Source organism: Flavobacterium saccharophilum, from assembly GCF_900142735.1.
Classification (GTDB): domain Bacteria; phylum Bacteroidota; class Bacteroidia; order Flavobacteriales; family Flavobacteriaceae; genus Flavobacterium; species Flavobacterium saccharophilum.
This window is the reverse complement of the sequence record NZ_FRBY01000003.1, coordinates 646986-666929: the sequence shown is the minus strand read 5'-3', so window position 1 is coordinate 666929 and position 19944 is coordinate 646986. Positions and strand designations below refer to the sequence as shown.

Annotated in this window: 22 protein-coding genes; 18 read left to right on the top strand and 4 right to left on the bottom strand. The window is 33.4% G+C overall.

Features of this window, described 5'->3' with window-relative positions; genetic code table 11:
• Positions 1-83 precede the first annotated feature (83 nt).
• The 12 genes from BUA98_RS12880 to BUA98_RS12820 all read left to right on the top strand — a co-directional run bounded on the left by BUA98_RS12880 (position 84) and on the right by BUA98_RS12820 (position 10045).
• Positions 84-1262 (top strand): outer membrane protein assembly factor, encoded by a 1179-nt coding sequence (locus BUA98_RS12880; protein WP_244279203.1) that lies wholly within the window; start codon positions 84-86, stop codon positions 1260-1262.
• Between the two features lie 30 nt (positions 1263-1292).
• Entirely contained in the window at positions 1293-2456 is a 1164-nt protein-coding gene (locus BUA98_RS12875; RefSeq protein ID WP_072973059.1) for a glycosyltransferase family 2 protein, read from the top strand.
• A gap of 84 nt (positions 2457-2540) precedes the next feature.
• Complete coding sequence (locus BUA98_RS12870; protein ID WP_072973056.1) at positions 2541-3866, top strand: dihydrolipoamide acetyltransferase family protein; 1326 nt, start codon at positions 2541-2543, stop codon at positions 3864-3866.
• A gap of 215 nt (positions 3867-4081) precedes the next feature.
• Positions 4082-4852 carry a 3'-5' exonuclease gene (locus tag BUA98_RS12865; RefSeq protein ID WP_072973054.1) on the top strand — a complete coding sequence of 257 codons (771 nt, stop codon included), beginning with the start codon at positions 4082-4084 and terminating at the stop codon, positions 4850-4852.
• Positions 4853-4946: 94 nt separating this feature from the next.
• Positions 4947-5558 carry a fumarylacetoacetate hydrolase family protein gene (locus BUA98_RS12860; protein ID WP_072973052.1) on the top strand — a complete coding sequence of 204 codons (612 nt, stop codon included), beginning with the start codon at positions 4947-4949 and terminating at the stop codon, positions 5556-5558.
• Complete coding sequence (locus tag BUA98_RS12855) at positions 5558-5902, top strand: Hpt domain-containing protein (RefSeq protein WP_072973050.1); 345 nt, start codon at positions 5558-5560, stop codon at positions 5900-5902. Before BUA98_RS12860 ends, BUA98_RS12855 begins: the two co-directional genes overlap by 1 nt.
• 213 nt (positions 5903-6115) lie before the next feature.
• Positions 6116-7369 (top strand): CinA family nicotinamide mononucleotide deamidase-related protein, encoded by a 1254-nt coding sequence (locus tag BUA98_RS12850; protein ID WP_072973048.1) that lies wholly within the window; start codon positions 6116-6118, stop codon positions 7367-7369.
• Positions 7370-7440: 71 nt separating this feature from the next.
• Positions 7441-7677, top strand: a complete 237-nt coding sequence (rpmB, locus tag BUA98_RS12845; RefSeq protein WP_007805815.1) for a 50S ribosomal protein L28 — start codon at positions 7441-7443, stop codon at positions 7675-7677.
• 27 nt (positions 7678-7704) lie between these two features.
• Complete coding sequence (gene rpmG / locus BUA98_RS12840) at positions 7705-7887, top strand: 50S ribosomal protein L33 (RefSeq protein WP_008253902.1); 183 nt, start codon at positions 7705-7707, stop codon at positions 7885-7887.
• Between the two features lie 74 nt (positions 7888-7961).
• Positions 7962-8114 (top strand): DUF4295 domain-containing protein, encoded by a 153-nt coding sequence (locus BUA98_RS12835; protein ID WP_008468081.1) that lies wholly within the window; start codon positions 7962-7964, stop codon positions 8112-8114.
• Positions 8115-8281: 167 nt separating this feature from the next.
• The gene (gene ftsY / locus BUA98_RS12830; protein ID WP_072973046.1) at positions 8282-9235 is read left to right on the top strand and encodes a signal recognition particle-docking protein FtsY; all 954 of its coding nucleotides are present in this window, start codon (positions 8282-8284) and stop codon (positions 9233-9235) included.
• Positions 9236-9439: 204 nt separating this feature from the next.
• Positions 9440-10045: a Zn-dependent protease gene (locus tag BUA98_RS12820; RefSeq protein WP_072973042.1), complete on the top strand. Its 606-nt coding sequence runs from the start codon at positions 9440-9442 to the stop codon at positions 10043-10045.
• 16 nt (positions 10046-10061) lie between these two features.
• On the opposite strand, the gene BUA98_RS12815 is transcribed toward BUA98_RS12820, so the two are convergent.
• Entirely contained in the window at positions 10062-11126 is a 1065-nt protein-coding gene (locus BUA98_RS12815) for a serine hydrolase domain-containing protein (RefSeq protein WP_072973040.1), read from the bottom strand.
• 276 nt (positions 11127-11402) lie between these two features.
• Between BUA98_RS12815 and BUA98_RS12810 the strand changes: the two genes are divergently transcribed.
• Together BUA98_RS12810 and BUA98_RS12805 are read left to right on the top strand one after the other, a co-directional pair.
• The gene (locus BUA98_RS12810; protein WP_072973038.1) at positions 11403-11843 is read left to right on the top strand and encodes a hypothetical protein; all 441 of its coding nucleotides are present in this window, start codon (positions 11403-11405) and stop codon (positions 11841-11843) included.
• Positions 11824-12120 carry a DciA family protein gene (locus tag BUA98_RS12805; RefSeq protein ID WP_072973036.1) on the top strand — a complete coding sequence of 99 codons (297 nt, stop codon included), beginning with the start codon at positions 11824-11826 and terminating at the stop codon, positions 12118-12120. The genes BUA98_RS12810 and BUA98_RS12805 overlap by 20 nt, the downstream gene beginning before the upstream one ends.
• A 134-nt stretch (positions 12121-12254) precedes the next feature.
• Here BUA98_RS12805 and BUA98_RS12800 read toward each other — a convergent pair whose 3' ends face one another.
• From BUA98_RS12800 to bshC, 3 genes are all read right to left on the bottom strand, one after another.
• Entirely contained in the window at positions 12255-12674 is a 420-nt protein-coding gene (locus BUA98_RS12800; protein ID WP_026984871.1) for a nucleoside-diphosphate kinase, read from the bottom strand.
• A 211-nt stretch (positions 12675-12885) separates the two neighbouring features.
• Entirely contained in the window at positions 12886-14157 is a 1272-nt protein-coding gene (locus BUA98_RS12795) for an acyltransferase family protein (protein WP_072973033.1), read from the bottom strand.
• Between the two features lie 118 nt (positions 14158-14275).
• Positions 14276-15865, bottom strand: a complete 1590-nt coding sequence (gene bshC, locus BUA98_RS12790) for a bacillithiol biosynthesis cysteine-adding enzyme BshC (RefSeq protein WP_072973028.1) — start codon at positions 15863-15865, stop codon at positions 14276-14278.
• Between the two features lie 344 nt (positions 15866-16209).
• Between bshC and BUA98_RS12785 the strand changes: the two genes are divergently transcribed.
• The 4 genes from BUA98_RS12785 (at position 16210) to BUA98_RS12770 (ending at position 19913) form a co-directional block, all read left to right on the top strand.
• Positions 16210-17487, top strand: coding sequence for an MFS transporter (locus BUA98_RS12785; protein WP_072973310.1), 1278 nt, complete (start codon positions 16210-16212; stop codon positions 17485-17487).
• Positions 17488-17590: 103 nt separating this feature from the next.
• Positions 17591-17845: an autorepressor SdpR family transcription factor gene (locus BUA98_RS12780; RefSeq protein ID WP_026984867.1), complete on the top strand. Its 255-nt coding sequence runs from the start codon at positions 17591-17593 to the stop codon at positions 17843-17845.
• Between the two features lie 3 nt (positions 17846-17848).
• Entirely contained in the window at positions 17849-18511 is a 663-nt protein-coding gene (locus BUA98_RS12775) for an SdpI family protein (RefSeq protein ID WP_072973027.1), read from the top strand.
• 25 nt (positions 18512-18536) lie between these two features.
• Complete coding sequence (locus BUA98_RS12770; RefSeq protein ID WP_072973026.1) at positions 18537-19913, top strand: alpha/beta hydrolase family protein; 1377 nt, start codon at positions 18537-18539, stop codon at positions 19911-19913.
• Positions 19914-19944 lie beyond the last annotated feature (31 nt).

The window sequence follows — 19944 nt, the reverse complement described above, 5'->3', positions numbered from 1 at the left end:
TCTTTCTTTAATTATTTTCAAAATAATGTATTTGTCTTAATAAAATTTTAAATTTGTAAGAATGCATTTCTAAAAGCTTTTTAATGAATAGTTTAAAAATCAAATTTATCTGGTTTGTTTTTTTTATTTCGCCATTTTGTTATTCGCAAAATGATAGTACGGCTGTGGAGAGCAGAGATATTTTAGATGTCATTCGCAAGATTTTCAAAAAGGATGATTCAATAAGTAAGCAAAGAAAATTGGCATTTTCATTATTGCCCGTTCCAGTTGGTGCTAATAACTCAAATGGTTTGGTAGTTTCTTTTTTAACCACTTTTTATTTAGATGAGAATCATGAGACAACCAATATGTCACAGGTTTCTTTTTCACCTTATTTTAGTTTTAATAAACAATTTGTATTTCCAATTCAGTCCTATATTTATACAAAAGAAAATAAATGGAATTTTATAGGAGATTATCGTTATCTCATTTATCCGCAGCTTACTTACGGATTGGGAAATCATAATACTACAGATGAAATGTCAAATTTAGATTACCAACAATGGCGTTTTTATCAATTTGTGACCCGTAAAGTAGTTGGGAATTATCGATTGGGAATTGGGTTTCTGTACGATAACTATCAAAACATCTCTGAAGAATCTTACATTGATGAAGAAACGGACTATGTGAAATATATGAACGGAGATTTTTCAGATGAAACTTCTTTTGGTTTTGCTTTTCAGGGTCTGTATGATTCCAGAAAAAATATCATTAATCCGGAAGAAGGCTTGTACGTTGAAGCCGATTTAAGAATAAACACAAGTGGTGTCGACGGAAATAAATGGCAATCTTTATATTTTGATGCCCGAAAATACCATTCTTTCAGTAAAACGAAACATCGGGTTTGGGCTTCACGTGCCTTTTACTGGTCAACTTTTGGCGGTAAACCCCATTATCTTGATTTACCGAGTATAGGCTGGGATCGTGACGGAAAAACCGGTAGAGGTTTTACTAAAAATAGATATCGCAGCAATGCCTTGATCTATTTGGAAACAGAATACAGAACGGATATCACCAGAAATGGTTTTTTTGGAGCGGTATTTTTTGGTAATATTTCATCGGTTTCACAGTTAGATACCTATAAATTTGATAAATGGCATCCGGCTATTGGAACCGGAATCCGAATTAAATGGAACAAAAAAAATAACAGTAATCTGGCCTTAGATTACGGAGTCAGTAAAAACGATTGGTCTTTGCGATTGGGATTAACAGAAAATTTCTAACTTTCCAAAAAATCAACAGTCCAATTTTTCATGCAATTATCAGTAATTATCCTTAATTATAATGTGCGTTACTTTCTGGAACAATGCGTTTTAAGTGTTCAGGAAGCAATCAGTGCGTTGGACGCAGAAATTATTGTCATCGATAATAATTCAACTGATGATAGCTGTTTGATGATACTGGAACGTTTTCCTTCTGTAAAATTGATTCAAAACAAAGAAAATTACGGTTTCCCAAAAGGAAATAATATTGGTGTTTCTGGGGCAAAAGGAAAATACATTTGCATTCTAAATCCGGATACAGTTGTGGCGGAAGATACTTTTACTAAAATTTTGGCTTTCGCCGAAGAGCAAAAAAATCTTGGAATTATTGGCTGTAAATTAATTGATGGAACAGGTGATTTTCTACCGGAAAGCAAACGAGGAGTTCCAACACCCTGGGTTGCTTTTACAAAGATTTTCGGTTTATATAAAGTTTTTCCAAAATTGAAGCTTTTTAATCAGTATTATGCCCAACATATAGATGTGAACGAAACCGGAAAAGTAGAAATTCTGGTTGGTGCTTTTATGTTTATGCAACGCGATTTGTACCTCGAAATTGGTGGTTTTGATGAAGATTGTTTTATGTATGCAGATGATATCGATTTGTCGTACCGTGCATTGCAAAAGCAAAAGTCAAATTATTATTTTCACGAAACTACAGTAATACATTATAAGGGAGAAAGTACAATTAAAGACGAAAAATACATGAATCGTTTTCAAGAGGCAATGAATTTCTTTTATCAAAAGCATTTTAAGAAATCATGGTTTTTTAGCTTTTTCATTAAAATTGGAATTGTAGTTTTTTCATTTGTTAAAATGTTTCAGGGAAAACCAAAAACAAAATTGGCACCTGAAACGTATATTTTTTACTCTTCAAATGAAATTTTGTCTGAAAAATTGCCTTTAATTTTAAAAAATAAAGTGCAGTTTTTCGATTTCAAAAAAGAAAAAATGGTAAATTCGTGCCTTGTTTTGAGGGCTGGTAAGACGGAGATAATTTTGGATAATCACTATGTTTCATTCAAAAAATGTATCAAAATCATAGAAACTCTTAAAGATAAGAACATTACTTTTAAGATTTTCCCCAAAAATGCAAATTTTATTATTGGAAGCGATTCGCGAAACGATAGAGGGCAAATTATAAAAATCGAGTAAAAAATTATATTAAATGTAATTTATATATAAAATATTCAGTAATTTCGCAATCGGAAAATCAAAATCACCCTTGAGGTTAACAATATGGCAAGATTTGAATTAAAGCTTCCTAAAATGGGAGAAAGTGTCGCTGAAGCAACTATTACCAACTGGTTGAAAGAAGTAGGAGACAAAATTGAGGCTGATGAGGCTGTACTGGAAATTGCAACTGATAAAGTTGACAGTGAAGTGCCGAGCGAAGTGTCAGGAATCTTAGTTGAACAATTATTTGGTAAAGATGATTTGGTTCAAGTAGGACAGACTATTGCAATTATTGAAACTGAAGGTGATGTTCCGGCTGCTGTTGTGGTTGAGGAAACTACTACTCCAACAGAAGTTGCGGAAATCGAAAAAACAATAGAAGCAGCTCAGGAAACTGTGGCAGCGCCGCAAGATTTTTCAGGATCTGACAAATTCTTTTCTCCTTTGGTGAAAAATATTGCGAAAGAAGAAGGGATTTCAATTGCTGAACTTGATAGTATTCAGGGTTCAGGAAAAGATGGCCGCGTTACAAAAGAAGATATTTTAAAATATATAGAAGATCGTAAATCTGGTGTCGTAACTCCAAAGGTTGCTGAACCTGCAAAAACGGTTGAACCAGTAAAAGCTGCAGAACCAGTTGTTCAAAAAAGCCAGCAAGCTGTTCCGGTTTCTGTAAATGGAGGTGATGAAATTATCGAAATGGACAGAATGCGTAAACTGATTTCAGGATACATGGTAGCTTCTGTGCAAACTTCAGCTCACGTACAATCTTTTATTGAGGTTGATGTAACGAATATTGTAAAATGGAGAGAGAAAGTTAAAACGGCTTTCGAAAAAAGAGAAGGTGAGAAGCTGACTTTTACTCCAATTATGATGGAAGCGGTTGCAAAAGCATTGAAAGATTTCCCTGGAATGAATATTTCTGTTGATGGCGATTATATCATCAAAAAGAAAAATATAAATTTAGGAATGGCAGCAGCTTTACCAAACGGAAACTTAATTGTACCTGTAATTAAAAATGCAGATCAGTTGAATCTTGTTGGAATGGCAAAAGCGGTTAACGATCTAGGAAATCGTGCAAAAGCTGGAAAATTAAAACCAGACGATACACAAGGCGGAACTTACACGGTAACAAACGTTGGTACTTTTGGGAGTGTTTTCGGAACGCCAATTATTAATCAGCCGCAAGTTGGTATTTTAGCACTTGGTGCAATTCGTAAAGTGCCGGCAGTTATCGAAACTCCGGAAGGTGATTTTATCGGAATCCGTCAAAAAATGTTCTTATCGCACTCTTACGATCACAGAGTTGTTGATGGTGCTTTAGGAGGAAGTTTTGTAAAAAGAGTGGCTGAGTACTTAGAAGCTTTTGATGTAGACAGAGATTTCTAAATCAATTAATAAATAAAATGAAACCCGGAAAATTTTTAAATTTTCCGGGTTTTTTCGTTTTGAAAAAAGATGAGACTAATTTAAATACGTGAGGAAAATAATCTTTTTATAAATTGAAATCACACATAAATGTCCCTTTTGACTAAAAAAAATAAAAAATAAGAGGTAGAAATTCCGCTTTAAAAATTACATTTGTAATCTTATAAAAACTAAAAATGGAACTGAAACTCAACAAACCAATCTGCTTTTTTGATCTTGAAACAACCGGAATTGACATCGGAAAAGATCGAATCGTAGAGATTTCAATATTCAAAGTTTTTCCAAACGGAAATAAAGAAAGTAAAACTTGGTTGGTGAACCCGACAATTCCAATTCCACCGCAAACAACCGCTGTTCATGGTATTACAGATGAAAAAGTAGCTAATGAGCCTACTTTTAATGAGTTGGCGCCACAAATCCATAATATGATTAAGGATAGTGATTTAGGAGGTTTTAATTCAGACCGTTTTGATATTCCGTTATTGGCGGAGGAATTATTGCGCGCCGGAGTTGATTTTGATATGAAAAACAAAGTTTCTGTCGATGTACAGACTATTTTTCATAAAATGGAGGAGCGTACTTTGAGTGCAGCCTTGAAATTTTACTGCGGAAAAAGTTTAGAAAATGCCCATTCTGCAGAAGCAGATACAATGGCAACTTACGAAATTCTAAAAGCACAATTGGATCGTTATCCAGATTTGGAAAATGATATGAAATCATTATCTGAATTTACAACCAGAAAAAAAATTGCTGATTTTGCCGGAATGATTGCTTTTGATGCAGACAACGAGGAAATTTTTACTTTCGGAAAACACAAGGGAGCAAAAGTCGATAAGGTTTTAGAAACAGAGCCTGGATATTTTAGCTGGATTCAAAATGCTGATTTTCCGTTGTATACAAAAAAGGTTTTGACGGCCATTAAATTAAGAAAGTTAAATACGAAATAAAGGTTCTAAGGTACTGAGGTTCTAAGATGCTAAGTTTTATACGCATAGTTTCTTAGAACCTTAGTATCTTAGTGTCTTAGCAACTTATAAAATAATGAAAATTATCTGTATCGGTAGAAATTATACCAATCATATCGAAGAATTAAAAAACGAGCGTCCAACAGAGCCGGTGATTTTTATGAAACCAGATTCGGCGGTTTTATTAAAGCAACATCCGTTTGTAATCCCCGAATTTTCTGAAGAAATTCATCACGAAATAGAGATCATTGTTAAAATTAATAAAGTAGGAAAGTATATCGAGCCTAAGTTTGCGCATAAATATTACGACGAAATTAGTGTGGGTATCGATTTTACTGCCAGAGATTTACAAGATAAATTGAAAGCAAAAGGGTTGCCATGGGAAAAAGCAAAAGCATTTGATGGTTCTGCTGTCATTGGAGATTTTTTACCAAAAACCAATTTTGTTTCAATGGAAAACCTTAGTTTTGAGTTAACAAATAATTCTCAAACCGTTCAAAAAGGTAATACAGCTCTTATGCTCTGGAAAATTGATGAGCTAATTGCATATGTGTCACAATATTTTACGCTTAAAATAGGAGATATTATATTTACAGGTACACCTGCAGGGGTTGCATCTGTTAAACCAAACGATGTTTTGGAAGGCTTTTTAGAAGAGAAAAAATTATTTAGAATACAGGTAAAGTAATGGCTTTAAAATACAACCTTTCGAAAGTATATGCACTTTCAGATAATGATCCGGAATTTGTAAATGAAATTCTTAAATTATTTGTAACTGAAGTTCCCGAAGATTTGAAACAAATCAAAGAGGGAATTAAAAAGAAGGATCATAAATACGCCTATGCCTATGCGCATAAAATAAAACCTACTTTAGATTTAATTGGTTTAAATGTAGCTTTTGAAGAAATTTTGCAGGTCGAAGCCTGGACAAAAGCTGAAGGTAAGAAAAAAGAAATTATTGAAACCTTCAAAAGCATAAGAATACAAGTTAAAGAAGCGATTAAGGAAATCAAAAAAGACTTTGACGTATAATTTGGACGTGCCCCTATTTTTGCCCTTTTTTAATTAGGTTAAAAATAGGGTCGGGTCATCCACTATATCTTTTGTTTTAGAAAATTTTCGTTTAACGACTTCTTGTTGTTTGTTACAAAAAGATGCCGTTTCTGCCCCTCACGCAAATCGTTCTCGCAACAACCTACTTTCTAATAATGACTTACGATCTGGTAAGTATAAAAATACATTTACATGAAAGCAACCATAATTACAATTGGAGACGAAATTCTAATTGGCCAAATCGTTGATACTAATTCTGGCTTTATTGCTAAATCACTGGATAGAATTGGAGTCGAAATACATGAGATGATTTCGATAAGCGATGATAAAAAACATATTTTAGATACGTTTGCACAATTGCAAAACAAAGTTGATGTTGTGATTATTACGGGGGGGTTAGGTCCAACAAAAGACGATGTAACAAAAAAAACTTTCTGCGAATATTTTGACGATGAATTGGTGGTAAATCCTGAAGTTTTAGCTCATGTAACGCAATTGATTGAAGGTTTTTACAAGCGACCAATTTCACAACTTAATAAAGATCAGGCTTTAGTGCCGTCAAAATGTACGGTATTGCATAACCAAGTGGGTACCGCACCCGGAATGTGGATGAAGAAAGAAAATACGGTTTTTATTTCACTTCCCGGAGTTCCTTACGAGATGAAATATTTGGTCGAAGAAGAGATAATTCCAAAGATTGTTCGCGAATACAAGCGTCCCTATATCATTCATAAAACCATTTTGACCTATGGACAAGGGGAGAGTATGGTGGCAGAGCGTATCGAAGATTGGGAAAATAATCTGCCGGATTTTATCAAATTAGCCTATTTGCCAAATCCGGGAAGAGTGCGTTTGCGATTAACCGGAAGAGGAACTAATAAGGAAGAATTAGAAGCGGCAATCGAAGAAAATGTAAAATCTTTAGATGCGATAATTCACGATATTATAGTAGGTTATGAAGAAAATGAAACAATTGAAACGGTAATTGGAAAAATATTAACGAAACAAAATAAAACAATTTCGACAGCTGAAAGTTTTACAGGCGGAAAAATTGCGTCGCTTTTAGCGGCCGTTCCGGGAGCTTCAAATTATTTCAAAGGGAGTGTCATTTCGTATGCGACGGAGGCTAAGGTTAATGTTCTCGGTGTCTCGCAGGATTTGGTTGATCAATTTTCGGTAGTTAGTGCTGAAGTTGCCTCGGCTATGGCTTTGAATGTGAAAGAGATACTCAAAACAGACTATGCAATTGCGACAACTGGGAACGCCGGACCATCAAAAGGTGACTCAGATGCTGAAATTGGAGCTGTTTTTATCGCTTTGGCTACACCAACTGATATAATTGTGGAAGAATTTAACTTTGGCCAACCACGTGAAAAAGTGATAGATAGAGCGACGATTAAGAGTTTAGAAATATTACAGAAAGAAATTTTAAAAAATGTGCATTAATTTTTTGCTACAATGGTTTATTTTTCTTTTCTTTGCACCCTGATTTTGAATAACGATAAAAGATAAGTATAATGTCAAGAGTTTGTGACCTTACAGGTAAAAGAGCGATGGTAGGAAATAACGTTTCTCACGCTATGAACAAAACTAAGAGAAAGTTTTCTGTAAACTTAGTTAAAAAGCGTTTTTATCTTCCAGAAGAAGATAGATGGATTACTCTTAGAGTAGCAGCATCTACGATAAAAACAATTAATAAAAATGGAATTTCTGCAGTTTTGAAAAAAGCGCAGTCAGAAGGATTTATCAAATAATCTTTTCCTAAATAAATATATAGCAAGATGGCAAAGAAAGGTAATAGAATCCAGGTAATTTTAGAATGTACTGAGCACAAGACTTCTGGTGTTCCAGGAACTTCTAGATACATTACAACTAAGAACAAAAAAAATACTCCGGATAGATTAGAGATTAAAAAATTTAATCCAATCTTGAAACGTGTAACTGTTCACAAAGAAATTAAGTAATAATTAGAGATTTTTGTAAATCTCAATGGTTTTGCCATTCGAGTTTTATAAAAGCTTCAAATAACATTTGAATCATGGCAAAGAAAACCGTAGCATCGTTACAAACATCTTCTAAGAGATTATCAAAAGCCATCAAAATGGTAAAATCTCCTAAAACTGGTGCATATACATTCGTAGAATCTATTATGGCTCCTGAAGAAGTTGATGAATTCTTGAAAAAGAAATAATTACAATCACATTATATAGAAAAGCTACTTTCATTCGGAAGTAGCTTTTTTATTTTTTATATTTGTCTAAAATTTAAAGAAGCTCGCCTAATTTTAGGTTTCTTTAAATATTAAGGATTATTTAGATGGTAAAATCATATAATCTAAAAACTAACAACCTATAAAAAATGAGTTTTTTTAAAAAATTATTCTCCACTGATAAAAAAGAGACTTTAGACAAAGGTCTTGAAAAATCAAAAACTACTTTTTTCTCAAAGTTAAGCAAAGCCGTTGCTGGAAAATCAAAAGTCGATGACGACGTTTTAGATAATCTGGAAGAAATTCTGGTTGCTTCAGATGTTGGTGTAAATACCACTTTGAAAATTATTTCAAGAATCGAAAAACGTGTTGCCGAAGATAAATATTTAGGAACAGATGAATTAAACCAGATTCTTCGTGACGAAATAGGTGCTTTGTTATCTGAAACCAATAGAGGTGAAGCAACTGAATTCGAAATTCCGAAAGATAAAAAACCGTATGTTTTAATGGTTGTTGGTGTTAATGGGGTTGGTAAAACGACTACCATTGGTAAACTGGCATATCAGTTTAAAAAGGCGGGTTATAAAGTGGTTTTAGGTGCTGCTGATACCTTTCGTGCCGCGGCAATTGATCAGTTGCAAGTTTGGGCAGATCGCGTTGATGTGCCTATTGTAAGACAAAACATGGGAAGTGATCCTGCTTCTGTAGCTTTTGATACCTTACAGTCTGCCGTTGCTCAAAATGCAGATGTTGTTATTATTGATACAGCGGGGCGTCTTCATAATAAAATCAATTTAATGAACGAGCTTACAAAAGTAAAACGCGTAATGCAGAAAGTCGTTGCCGATGCTCCTCATGATGTTCTTTTAGTTTTAGATGGTTCAACTGGTCAAAATGCTTTTGAGCAGGCTAAGCAATTTACTGCTGCTACTGAAGTGACTTCATTAGCTGTAACTAAATTGGATGGAACTGCAAAAGGTGGTGTTGTAATTGGTATTTCGGATCAGTTTCAGATTCCGGTAAAATATATTGGAATTGGTGAAGGAATTGAAGATTTGCAAGTCTTTAATAAATACGAATTTGTAGATAGTTTTTTTAAATAATATTTTAGATAATTCAATGAGTTTTTCTTCTTTAAAAAATATAACACCTGTTACTTTTTATTTTGCAAGTGTTGTGTGTTTTGTTTTAGCCAATGTTCTAAAAGATAAAAGTCTTTCTTTTTACTACATTCTATTGGTTCTAGGTTTAGGTTTATTTTTTGCTGGTATGATTAAAAGAATCCGTACTAAGAAATAAGTATTACTATGAAGTGCTATTTTCTTATTTTGTTTGTCTGTTTAATTTCTTGTACAAATAGGAATAATGAAAATAGTCCGGAAAAAATAGCAATTCAAAAAGTTATTGTAATTCAGCCTTTGGGTAATTTTGAATCAGAACAAGCAAATAAAGTTCTTTCTGAAATCAGAATTGTTAATCCAAATGTGGTTTTGAGGGGAGTTATACCTTTTCCTGGCAATTCCTATTATAAACCCAGAAACAGATATCGCGCTGACAGTATTATTAAAAGTCTTAAAAATAATATCGGCAAAGATTCAGTAATTGTTGGATTGTCACATTCTGATATCAGTACAACTAAAAATGGAATCAAAGATTGGGGTGTAATGGGATTGGGATACCGTCCCGGAAAAGCCTGTGTGGTTTCTGATTTTAGATTGTCTGTAAAAAATAAGAATGAACAGTTTTATAAATTAGTTTTACATGAATTGGGTCATACAGCAGGTTTACCTCATTGCAAAGTCAAATCGTGTTTAATGCGTGATGCTGAAGGAGGAAACCCACTGAATGAAGAAATAGGGTTTTGTGAAAATTGCAACAAGTTTTTAAAAAGCAAAGGTTGGCAATTGAAATAATAAGGCTTACGTTGTTCTATTTGTACAAAGCACTAATTTTTTCCCATAAAGTTTCATCAAAATCAGATAACGCTAAGTTTTCTCCGTCAGCAGCATCTCCCATTCTGATGATGACCATATTTTTGCTGGGTACAACATATATTTTTTGATCATTTTTACCCAAAGCCATAAACATATCGTTTGGCGCTGTTGGAATCACACTTCCTGGAAAAGTAAGTTGTGATTGTGATAAATGATAAGAAGTTTTCCCGTTTAACCACCATAAATAACCATAACCTAAATTAATATTTTGTGAAGTTGTAGTGGCTTCGTTAAAATAGGTTTCGTTTAAAATTTGATTGCTTTCCCATTTTCCTTTATTGAGCATTAATAGACCGAAACGTGCCATGCTTCTGGAGTTACTGGTATAAACGCTGTTTACACCAAGTTGTACCCAATTACCATTCATTCCTATTTTGTCTCTTAATTTGGCGTTGAAGTAATTCTCCCAGGTTTGACCGCTTGCTTTTGCGACGACATCCTGTAATTTCACGTACACATTATGATAGGCCCAACGTGTTCCTGCATCGGCTTTGTAGATAAGGTTGACTGGCTCTACATCATCTGTGCTGTCATCTAATCCGGATGTCATGGTTAATAAATGTTTGCAGGTAATAAGGTTTTCTTTTGCAAGTGTTTCACTTGTCCAGCCCATTCCGATATATTGTGAGACTTTATTATTAATATTCAGTAAACCTTCTTGTTGTGCAATTCCTGTCATGGTTGAAGTCAATGTTTTTCCGGCACTTGCCCAATACCAATTTTTCGTTGCATCATGTTGATTGAAATATTTTTCTAAAACGATTCGACCATTCACCAGGATAATAAAAGATTTAGAATTTTTCAGTTCGAGATAACCTAAAAGTGGCTGAACTGCATTTTGATTCCATTTTAGATCGGAGATTGATACCGTTTCCCAAGTATTTCCTGTTAAGGGCGGAAAATACATACTTTGTGTTGGAGTAGGTGTCGAATTATTATCTTCTTTGCTGCAGCTTACATACAGTAAGAGAATCAGGATTTTACAAATATTTTTGATCATGGTTTTTTGGTGTTGGTTTTGGGTTTGACCAAAAATATGTAAAATAGTTTAATGGGTTTTGTGTTTTTTTATTTCTTTTGAATGATATAAAGTTAACTTTGTAGTTCACGAAATTTCTTTTGAAAATAGGTGCCCTAGCCCTGATGGGAGGGAAAATCCTTTTGTGGTGGGGTTCACCACAAAAGATTGGAAGGACAGCAGGAAATAGCTCCTTATTTTTCTCCTGAAGTTAGGAACGATTCAGAATAAAAATAGATTGATTTTAATAGAGTAAATATGAAAAACACTTTTGTAATCTTGGTTTTGTCGCTTTTGTTTGTAAGCTGCAAAGAACAAATTAAACCGGCAGATATTGTTAAATTGAATGGTTATTGGGAAATTGAAAAAGTAGTTTTTGAGGAAGGAGAAGTAAAAGATTACGGAATGAATGAGAACTTTGATTTTTTTCAGATTAAAGGAACTAAAGGAACACGAACGAAGGTTATGGCACAGCTTGATGGAACTTTTTTGACCACAAATACATTCGAAAATGTTTCGGTTCGATTTACAGATAAAGGAACTTTTTTGGATTATAAAACAGATTATGCGAAGTGGAGTGAGGAATTAATTTCAGTTTCGGACAAAGAGTTTGTTGTTAAAAACGAGCAGCAAAAGGAATATCATTATAAAAAAGCAGCACCACTAAATATTTTAAAAGATGGCAAAGAGACTAAATAGTCAAAGTACGATTGGGGATGTTTTGAACCAGATTATTCAGGTGAATAAATTACAGCCCGGTATGGATCAGATTGATGTAAAAGAAGCGTGGAGACAGCTGATGGGGAATGGTGTAAATACGTATACTAAAAACGTTGTTTTGAAGGGAAGTACGCTTTATGTTGAACTTGGATCTGCTGTTTTAAGAGAAGAATTGAGCCATGGAAAATCTAAAATCGTTAAGATGATTAATGAGGAATTAAAACGTGAAGTGGTAAAAGAAGTTGTCTTAAGGTAGTTTTCAGTCCCGGTCTCGGTTTTCAGACTTAGATCGTATTTAAGTCAATATAAAAAAAAATCCCGTTTCAAATTTTGAAACGGGATTTTTTATGAAGTTTACTGTCACTGAAAACCGCGACTGAAAACTAAATACTAGAATTGCTCTCTTCCAGCAAAATGAAATGCACCTTCGATAGCAGCATTTTCATCGCTATCAGAACCGTGAACAGCATTTTCTCCAATAGAAGTTGCGTATGCTTTACGAATAGTTCCTTCAGCAGCTTCAGCTGGATTTGTAGCTCCAATTAAAGTTCTGAAATCTTCTACTGCGTTATCTTTTTCTAAAATAGCAGCAACAATTGGTCCGCGTGACATAAATTCAACTAATTCTCCGTAGAAAGGTCTTGCAGCGTGTACAGCATAAAATGCCTGAGCGTCAGCTACAGTTAATTGAGTTAATTTTAATGAAACGATTTTGAAACCTCCATTAGTAATCATTGCTAAGATGTTCCCGATGTGTCCGTTTGCAACAGCATCTGGTTTAATCATTGTAAAAGTTCTATTTGTTGCCATTTTATTGCTTATTTTTAATTTTGTGCAAAAGTATACTTTTTTTATGAATTGATTTTAATAAATTCATAATTAAAACATCGTGAAATGATGTTTTAGCAAGGAAAACTGTAAAATGTGAGTTGTAAAATGTAAAATATTGATATTAAATGTATTTCTAAATAAGAAAGACGCACTATACTGTGCGTCTCTACATATATTTTGGGAGAATATTTTAAACTTTGAAAATGAGTTTCTTTTTGTAGAATATCCACAATATAAAGGTCCAGATTGCAACATAAACCAATGCTCCTGCTAAAGAAGCTGTCATTGGATTGCTAAAGAATGGCGCTATCCCGAAACTGTATAAATAATTTAAAAGATTGATCTTCTCTGTTGGATTATGTGGATTCTGGAATTCAATCATCACTAATGCTTGCGGAATGATTTGCGAGGTAAAAAAAACAATCATAGGATTTACACCCCAAATTAAAAAAGGTTTGAAACCTTTTTTAAAATTTGCTATGTCAATTACATAATATAATATTGCTAAAAATGTAGTTGCTAGACCTGTAGTGTATAAAACGTAACTGCTTGTCCAAAGTGATTTGTTAATTGGGAAAATGGTATTCCATGCCAGGCCGCATATAATAAGGACTACACCAATTATGGCCATTGTTTGGGCTTTTTTAGTTTTACCTATATCTCGTAATAATATTTGACCAATCAATAAACCGATAATCCCGTTTAAAATTGATGGAATAGTACTTAAAATACCTTCAGGATCCCATGTTACAGTTCCGCGATACATATGTCCTTCAAGAAAGACACTATCTAGCCAGGAAGCTAGGTTGGTTCCTTTTTTCAGATTTGCAGCTCCAATTCCGGGAACAGGTATTAAAGTCATGATAGCCCAATAGCCTAATAATAAAACAACTCCAGTTATGATCTGTGTTTTTTGAGTGGTTTTTAGATGTAAAAGAGAAACAACAAAATATACTATTGCGATTCGTTGTAAAACTCCTGGAAGACGTACGTCGTGATAAGCTTCTATGCCGCTATAAGCTAAAAAGAGATAAATAATTAGAATGGAGAAAGCCAGAATGTTTTTGACTTTCGAACTAAAACTACCCATTAAAGCATAGCCAACAGCAATAGTAATGGCTAAACGTCCAACTAAAAGCGGAATTCCTTCAAGACCGAAAAGTTGTATTTTTCCAAAGAAATTAAAGAATATTCCAAGGCAGAGCATTCGTAAGGAACGAACGAGTATTTTATTGAAAGTGGTTCCGTCATAAATTTTATCCGGCATTGCCAAAGGAACAGCAACTCCCATTATAAAGATAAAAAATGGAAATACTAAATCGGTTGGCGTGCAGCCGTGCCATTCGGCGTGTAAAAGTGGTGGGAAAACATTGCCCCAATCTCCGGGGTTGTTTACAATAGTCATTAATAAAATAGTTAATCCTCTGAAGACATCTAGTGAAATCAAGCGCTCTCTGGTCATAGTTTTTGGTAAAAGGTTAAATTTTGTTTTTTAAAGTTACTATTTGGTTTAGAGAGGCAATAATTTCAGAAGAGGCGGTTATTTATTCTGATGACTATTACTTTATTGTTTGTTCGTTTTATATTGTTATAATATTAAAATTCGTTTCTAATGGTTTTAATTTTTGAATTAAAAGCGGAATCAATTGTTCTCCTTTTTCTAGATAAAACTCCGAAAAATTAGTCTGACGTTCTTGTAAACTTTGATTTGGGAAAAGTTCACATTGTAAATCAATAACACGTTGTAATTCGTTATCTAGTTTTCTTTTTTGTGCTTTTAATAATCTTTTTTCCAGGTTTTCTAATCCTTTTTTCTGTTTTACTTCCTGTGCTTTTACAGCTCCGGTAAATGATTTATCGGTTTGTTGTGCGAGCTCATAAAGATATTCAAATTGTTTTTCTAATGTTTCTTTTTGAGAAGTTAAATCAATTGGAAAAGCAGATAATTTATGTGTAATAGCATTGACTAAATTCGCAGGTTTTGTAAATAGATCTGCCCAGCTTAGTTCTAATTTATCAGCTTTTTTAGCTTGTTTTTCGGTGTTTAAAAGCACTGAATTACGAACTAAAAGCATTGGAAAAGCAATGTTTACAGCATCAAAAAAGGACTTTAATTCTAACCAATACGCAATTTCCCCGCCTCCGCCAATGTAACATAAATTAGGTAAAATGATTTCCTGATACAACGGACGCATAATTACATTTGGACTAAATTTCTCTGGATTACTTTCTAATAATTTGAAGATTTCTTCTTTAGAAAAGGATATTTTAGTGTTGTTAACGTAGTACTTATCATTCTCAAAAATGATTCTTTCTCTTACATCATCTTCAATATAAAACAAATTGATTTCGCGTGGATTTACCTGAACGGTGTAATCTCCAAATTTCGAAATAGTTTCCTCAACTGTTTTGAAAGAGGTCTGTTGTTCTAGTTCTTCTTTTACAAAAGGAATAAAGGCATGTTTTAAATTGGCGTCATCAGCATCTAAAATCACTAAACCATAATTAGCAAATAATTTATCTGCTAAAAAGCGCGTTGCATCGGCTAGGTTTTCATGTTTTAAATAAGCTTCTTCAAATAGTTTTTTTAGAACGCTGGCATTTGTACTGGAACCTAATTCAAGAGAATAAATTTCGAAAAACTCTGCTAAACCTTCTGTCGAAAGTCTTCCAACCGGACCTGTACTTTCTTTGTTCCAACGGAATTTTTTCCCTTTAAAATTAAAATAATTAATCTCTTCAAAATCGTGATCTTCGGTTGCCATCCAATAAATTGGGACAAAATTGTGTGTTGGGTATTTCGACTTTAATTCTTTCGTTAGATTAATCGTGGAAATGATTTTGTATAAGAAATATAAAGGCCCGCTAAATAAATTTAGCTGATGCCCGGTAGTAATGGTAAAAGTATTTTGATGTGCTAAAAGCTCGATATTTTGCTTGGTCAAGTCAGATATTTCGATGTTTTGATATTGCTTTTTTAGTGTTTCGACTAAAGGAATTCGGTTTGCATTATCAAAATTGCTCTGTTTTTCAGCTATTTGTTTTTCAAAATTTTCCAGTGTTGGAAAATGATTGTAAAAGGAGTTTAATTCGGGTTTTTGATCTAAATAATCTTGTATCAATTTAGAGAAATATCCTGAGGTTTGGTAGCTGATACAGTCGGTGGGCATAATTTTCGATTTATTTTTGATAGCTGTAAATTTAATGAAAATATATACTTAAAAGTGTTTTTAACGAATGCTTAAGATTTGATTTTTAGTTTTTAGTTTAAAATATTTGTAATCAGGATTTTAAGTTGCGCTTTGAGCTTATGTGGGTACAAGATTATTTGGCAGGGATTAAAACAACAGATTTGGGTTTTTTGTTAAAATTTTGAGAGTAATAGGAAACTGTTGTTTGTAAATGTGTGTTTTTAATAATGAAACTATATTTTTGCAGACAAATGTTTGTTATGTTAAATGAGTCGATTCATTTTTATACTGGCATTTTTCAAAAAAAAACTTTATCAACCACAATGAAAAATAACCCAAATCAGGAGAACTCCCTTCGACATGTTCTTTTTGGTTCGTTAATTGGAACCACAATTGAATTTTTTGATTTTTATATTTACGCCAATGCTGCAGTATTGGTTTTTCCACAATTATTTTTTCCGGGAGCGAGCAGTACAAATTCTACATTAGAATCTTTAGCTACATTTTCAATAGCTTTTCTTGCCAGACCTTTGGGGTCCGCTGTGTTTGGTCATTATGGAGATAAAATTGGTCGTAAAGTCACATTAGTTGTGGCCTTATTAACGATGGGATTATCCACAATTGCAATAGGATTTTTACCAGGATATGCCAGTATCGGAATCGCGGCACCCATTTTATTGATGTTATGTCGATTTGGACAAGGAGTTGGTCTAGGAGGAGAATGGGGAGGAGCCGTTTTATTAGCTATCGAAAATGCGCCACCACATAAACGTGCATGGTACGGAATGTTTCCACAATTGGGAGCGCCAATCGGATTGTTACTTTCAGGCGGTACTTTTTTAATATTAACTGATAGTATGACCAGTGAAGCCTTTATGGATTATGGGTGGAGAATTCCATTTCTGGCTAGTTCGCTGTTAGTAATTGTTGGATTTTATATTCGTCTAAAAATTAGTGAAACTCCTGCTTTTGAGAATTCTAAAGAAGAGCAGAAAGAAGTTAGAATTCCGTTTTTAACTTTGTTGAAATCATACAAGAATCAATTGATTTTTGGAACATTATCAGCTGTGACGACCTTTTTGGTTTTTTATTTAATGACGGTTTTTACATTGAGTTGGGCCACTTCTGACTTAGGTTTTACAAAAAGAGATGCGTTGCTAATACAATTGCTTTCGGTTTTGTTTTTTGCCTTTTTTATTCCAATTTCTGCTTTGGTTGCTGATAAAATTGGCCGACGAAAAATATTAATTATTACTACAGCTGCCATTGCCGTTTTCGGATTTTTCTTCTCGTACTTTCTTAATTCAGGAAATCCGGTTTTAGTAACCGCTTTTGTTTGTATGGGAATGTCTTTGATGGGATTTACTTATGGGCCTTTAGGGACTTTCTTATCAGAATTGTTTCCTACCACAGTTCGTTATTCTGGTGCTTCTTTGACATTTAATCTGGCTGGAATTTTAGGAGCTGCATTTGCACCTATGATTGCGATCTGGTTGGCGAGTACTTACGGATTAAGCTATGTAGGATTTTATTTGACCGCTGCTGCTTTAATTTCGTTAGTCTCATTTTTAGTGATTTCTAAGAAAGTGCATCAATTTTAAAATCAACTCTTAAACCCTTATAGAATGGGCAACAATTTAAATTGTTGTCCATTTTTTTTGTGGATTAGAAAAGTATTTAGATATTTGTCTAAATATATAAATGATGAACGATATTTTTAAAGCATTAAATGACGCCACCCGAAGAGAGATTCTGGAACTACTGAAAGAGAAAGACTTATCTGCGGGAGAAATTGCTGATGCTTTTAATATTTCAAAACCGAGTATCTCGCATCACTTAGATATTTTAAAACGTGCCGATTTAATTACTTCTGAAAAAAATGGGCAATTCATCATTTACTCCATTAATACCACCATTATGGAAGATGTCTTGCAATGGATACTAACCTTTAAAAAATAAAAAATGAATTTAGAATTGAAAAAGGAACTTCCAATAATTGGAATTGTTCTTACTCCTTTTGTCTATTTAGCTATTATTTGGAACAGCCTTCCTGAAAAAGTTCCTGTACATTGGAATTACAAAGGAGAAATTGACAGGTGGGGAGATAAGTTTTCACTTATTATTATACTGTTTTTATTGCCAGTTCTAATTTATGTGCTAATGACGGTTATTCCACTAATAGATCCTAAAAACAGGATTTCTTTAATGGGAGGGAAATTTTATCAATTGAAATTTATTTTAGTCCTTTTTATGTCTCTTATTGCTTTGCTTGTTCTTTACACAGCCAAAGAAAAGTCAATAAATAACCCGAATCTGGTTTTTGCATTATTAGGGACATTCTTTATAATTCTAGGGAATTATTTTAAAGTAATTCAGCCTAATTATTTTATCGGAATACGTACACCCTGGACATTGGAAAATGGTGAAGTATGGAAAGCCACACATTTGTTTGCTGGTAAACTTTGGGTTGCCGGCGGGTTGATTCTGGTACTGGGTGGACTGCTTCTGAGTAATGCATTTGCCAACGCATTTGTTTTTGTTATAATTATTATGGCACTAATTCCTGTACTTTATTCTTTTATCAAGTTTAAGGAAATTCAAAAAAGAGATCAAAAATCAATTTAATTTTATTCAATAATTTTTAAATCAAATGAAAAAAGCAATACTTATTATAATAACAATTTTAGCTTCCTCTTTAGCAATAGGGCAAGAAATTGAAGGTCAATGGAATGGTCTTTTGAAAGTTCCGGGAGCTCAGCTAAGAATTGTTGCCAATATTAGTAAAACAGAAACTGGATATGTTTCTACTGTGGATAGTCCGGATCAAAATGCGAACGGAATTCTGGTGGCAGCAACAACTTTTGAAAATTCTATTTTAAAATTAGAAATTCCTGTAATTAATGGTTCGTATGAAGGAACTCTGAATAAAGACAATATTATTGTTGGTAAACTTACCCAAAATGGACAATCTTTTGAAGTTAATTTGTCTAAAGAAATTGTTCAAAAGCAAGTTTTTTCAAGGCCGCAAGAACCTAAAAAGCCATATCCGTATTATACTGAAGATGTAAAATTTCTCAACAAAACGGCTAATATTACTTTGGCAGGAACATTATCACTCCCTAAAAAAGAAGGAAATTTTCCAACTGTAATTTTAATCACAGGAAGTGGAGCGGAAAATAGAGATGAAGAAATATTTGGACATAAACCATTCTTAGTTTTATCTGATTATTTGACTAAAAAAGGAATTGCAGTTTTGCGTTTAGATGATCGTGGAGTTGGCGAATCTACAGGTAATACTAATACATCTACTACAGTAGATTTTGCAAGTGATATACAGGCAGGAGTTGATTATTTAAAAACCCGTACTGAAATCAATAAAAAGAAAATTGGTTTAATTGGGCATAGCGAAGGTGGTTTAATAGCTCCAATGGTAGCAGGAAATTCAAAGGACATTAATTTTATTGTTTTACTGGCCGGACCGGGACTTCGTGGTGATAAAATATTGCTTTTGCAAAATGAATTGATAAAAAGACAAAGCGGAATGCCTGAAGTTGAAATTCAAAAAGAGAAAGAAATCTTTAAAGGTGCCTACGATCTTATTATTGCCTCTACTGTAAATGATGGAAACTTAAAAAATAATATCAGTAGTTATTTAAAAACACAATATAATGATCCGTCAAAGGATGCTGATGTGGAATTAATAATAGCACAAGTTACAAATACCTGGTGGTATAATTTTATAAAGCTAGACCCGGTTCCCTTTTTAGAAAAAGTAAAATGTCCTGTTTTAGCATTGAATGGAAGCAAAGATTTACAAGTTCCTGCTGAAGTTAATTTGGAGGCTATTAAAAAGACTCTTATAAATAGTGGTAATAAGAAAGTAACAACAAAAATATTACCAAATTTGAATCATTTATTTCAGGAATGTCAAACAGGTGCACCAAGCGAATATGAAACAATTGAACAAACGTTTTCTCCAATTGCATTAGAAGAAATTTCAAATTGGCTTTTGGTACAAACGAAATAAAAGTGATTATAAATAAGAAAGCCTTTAATTT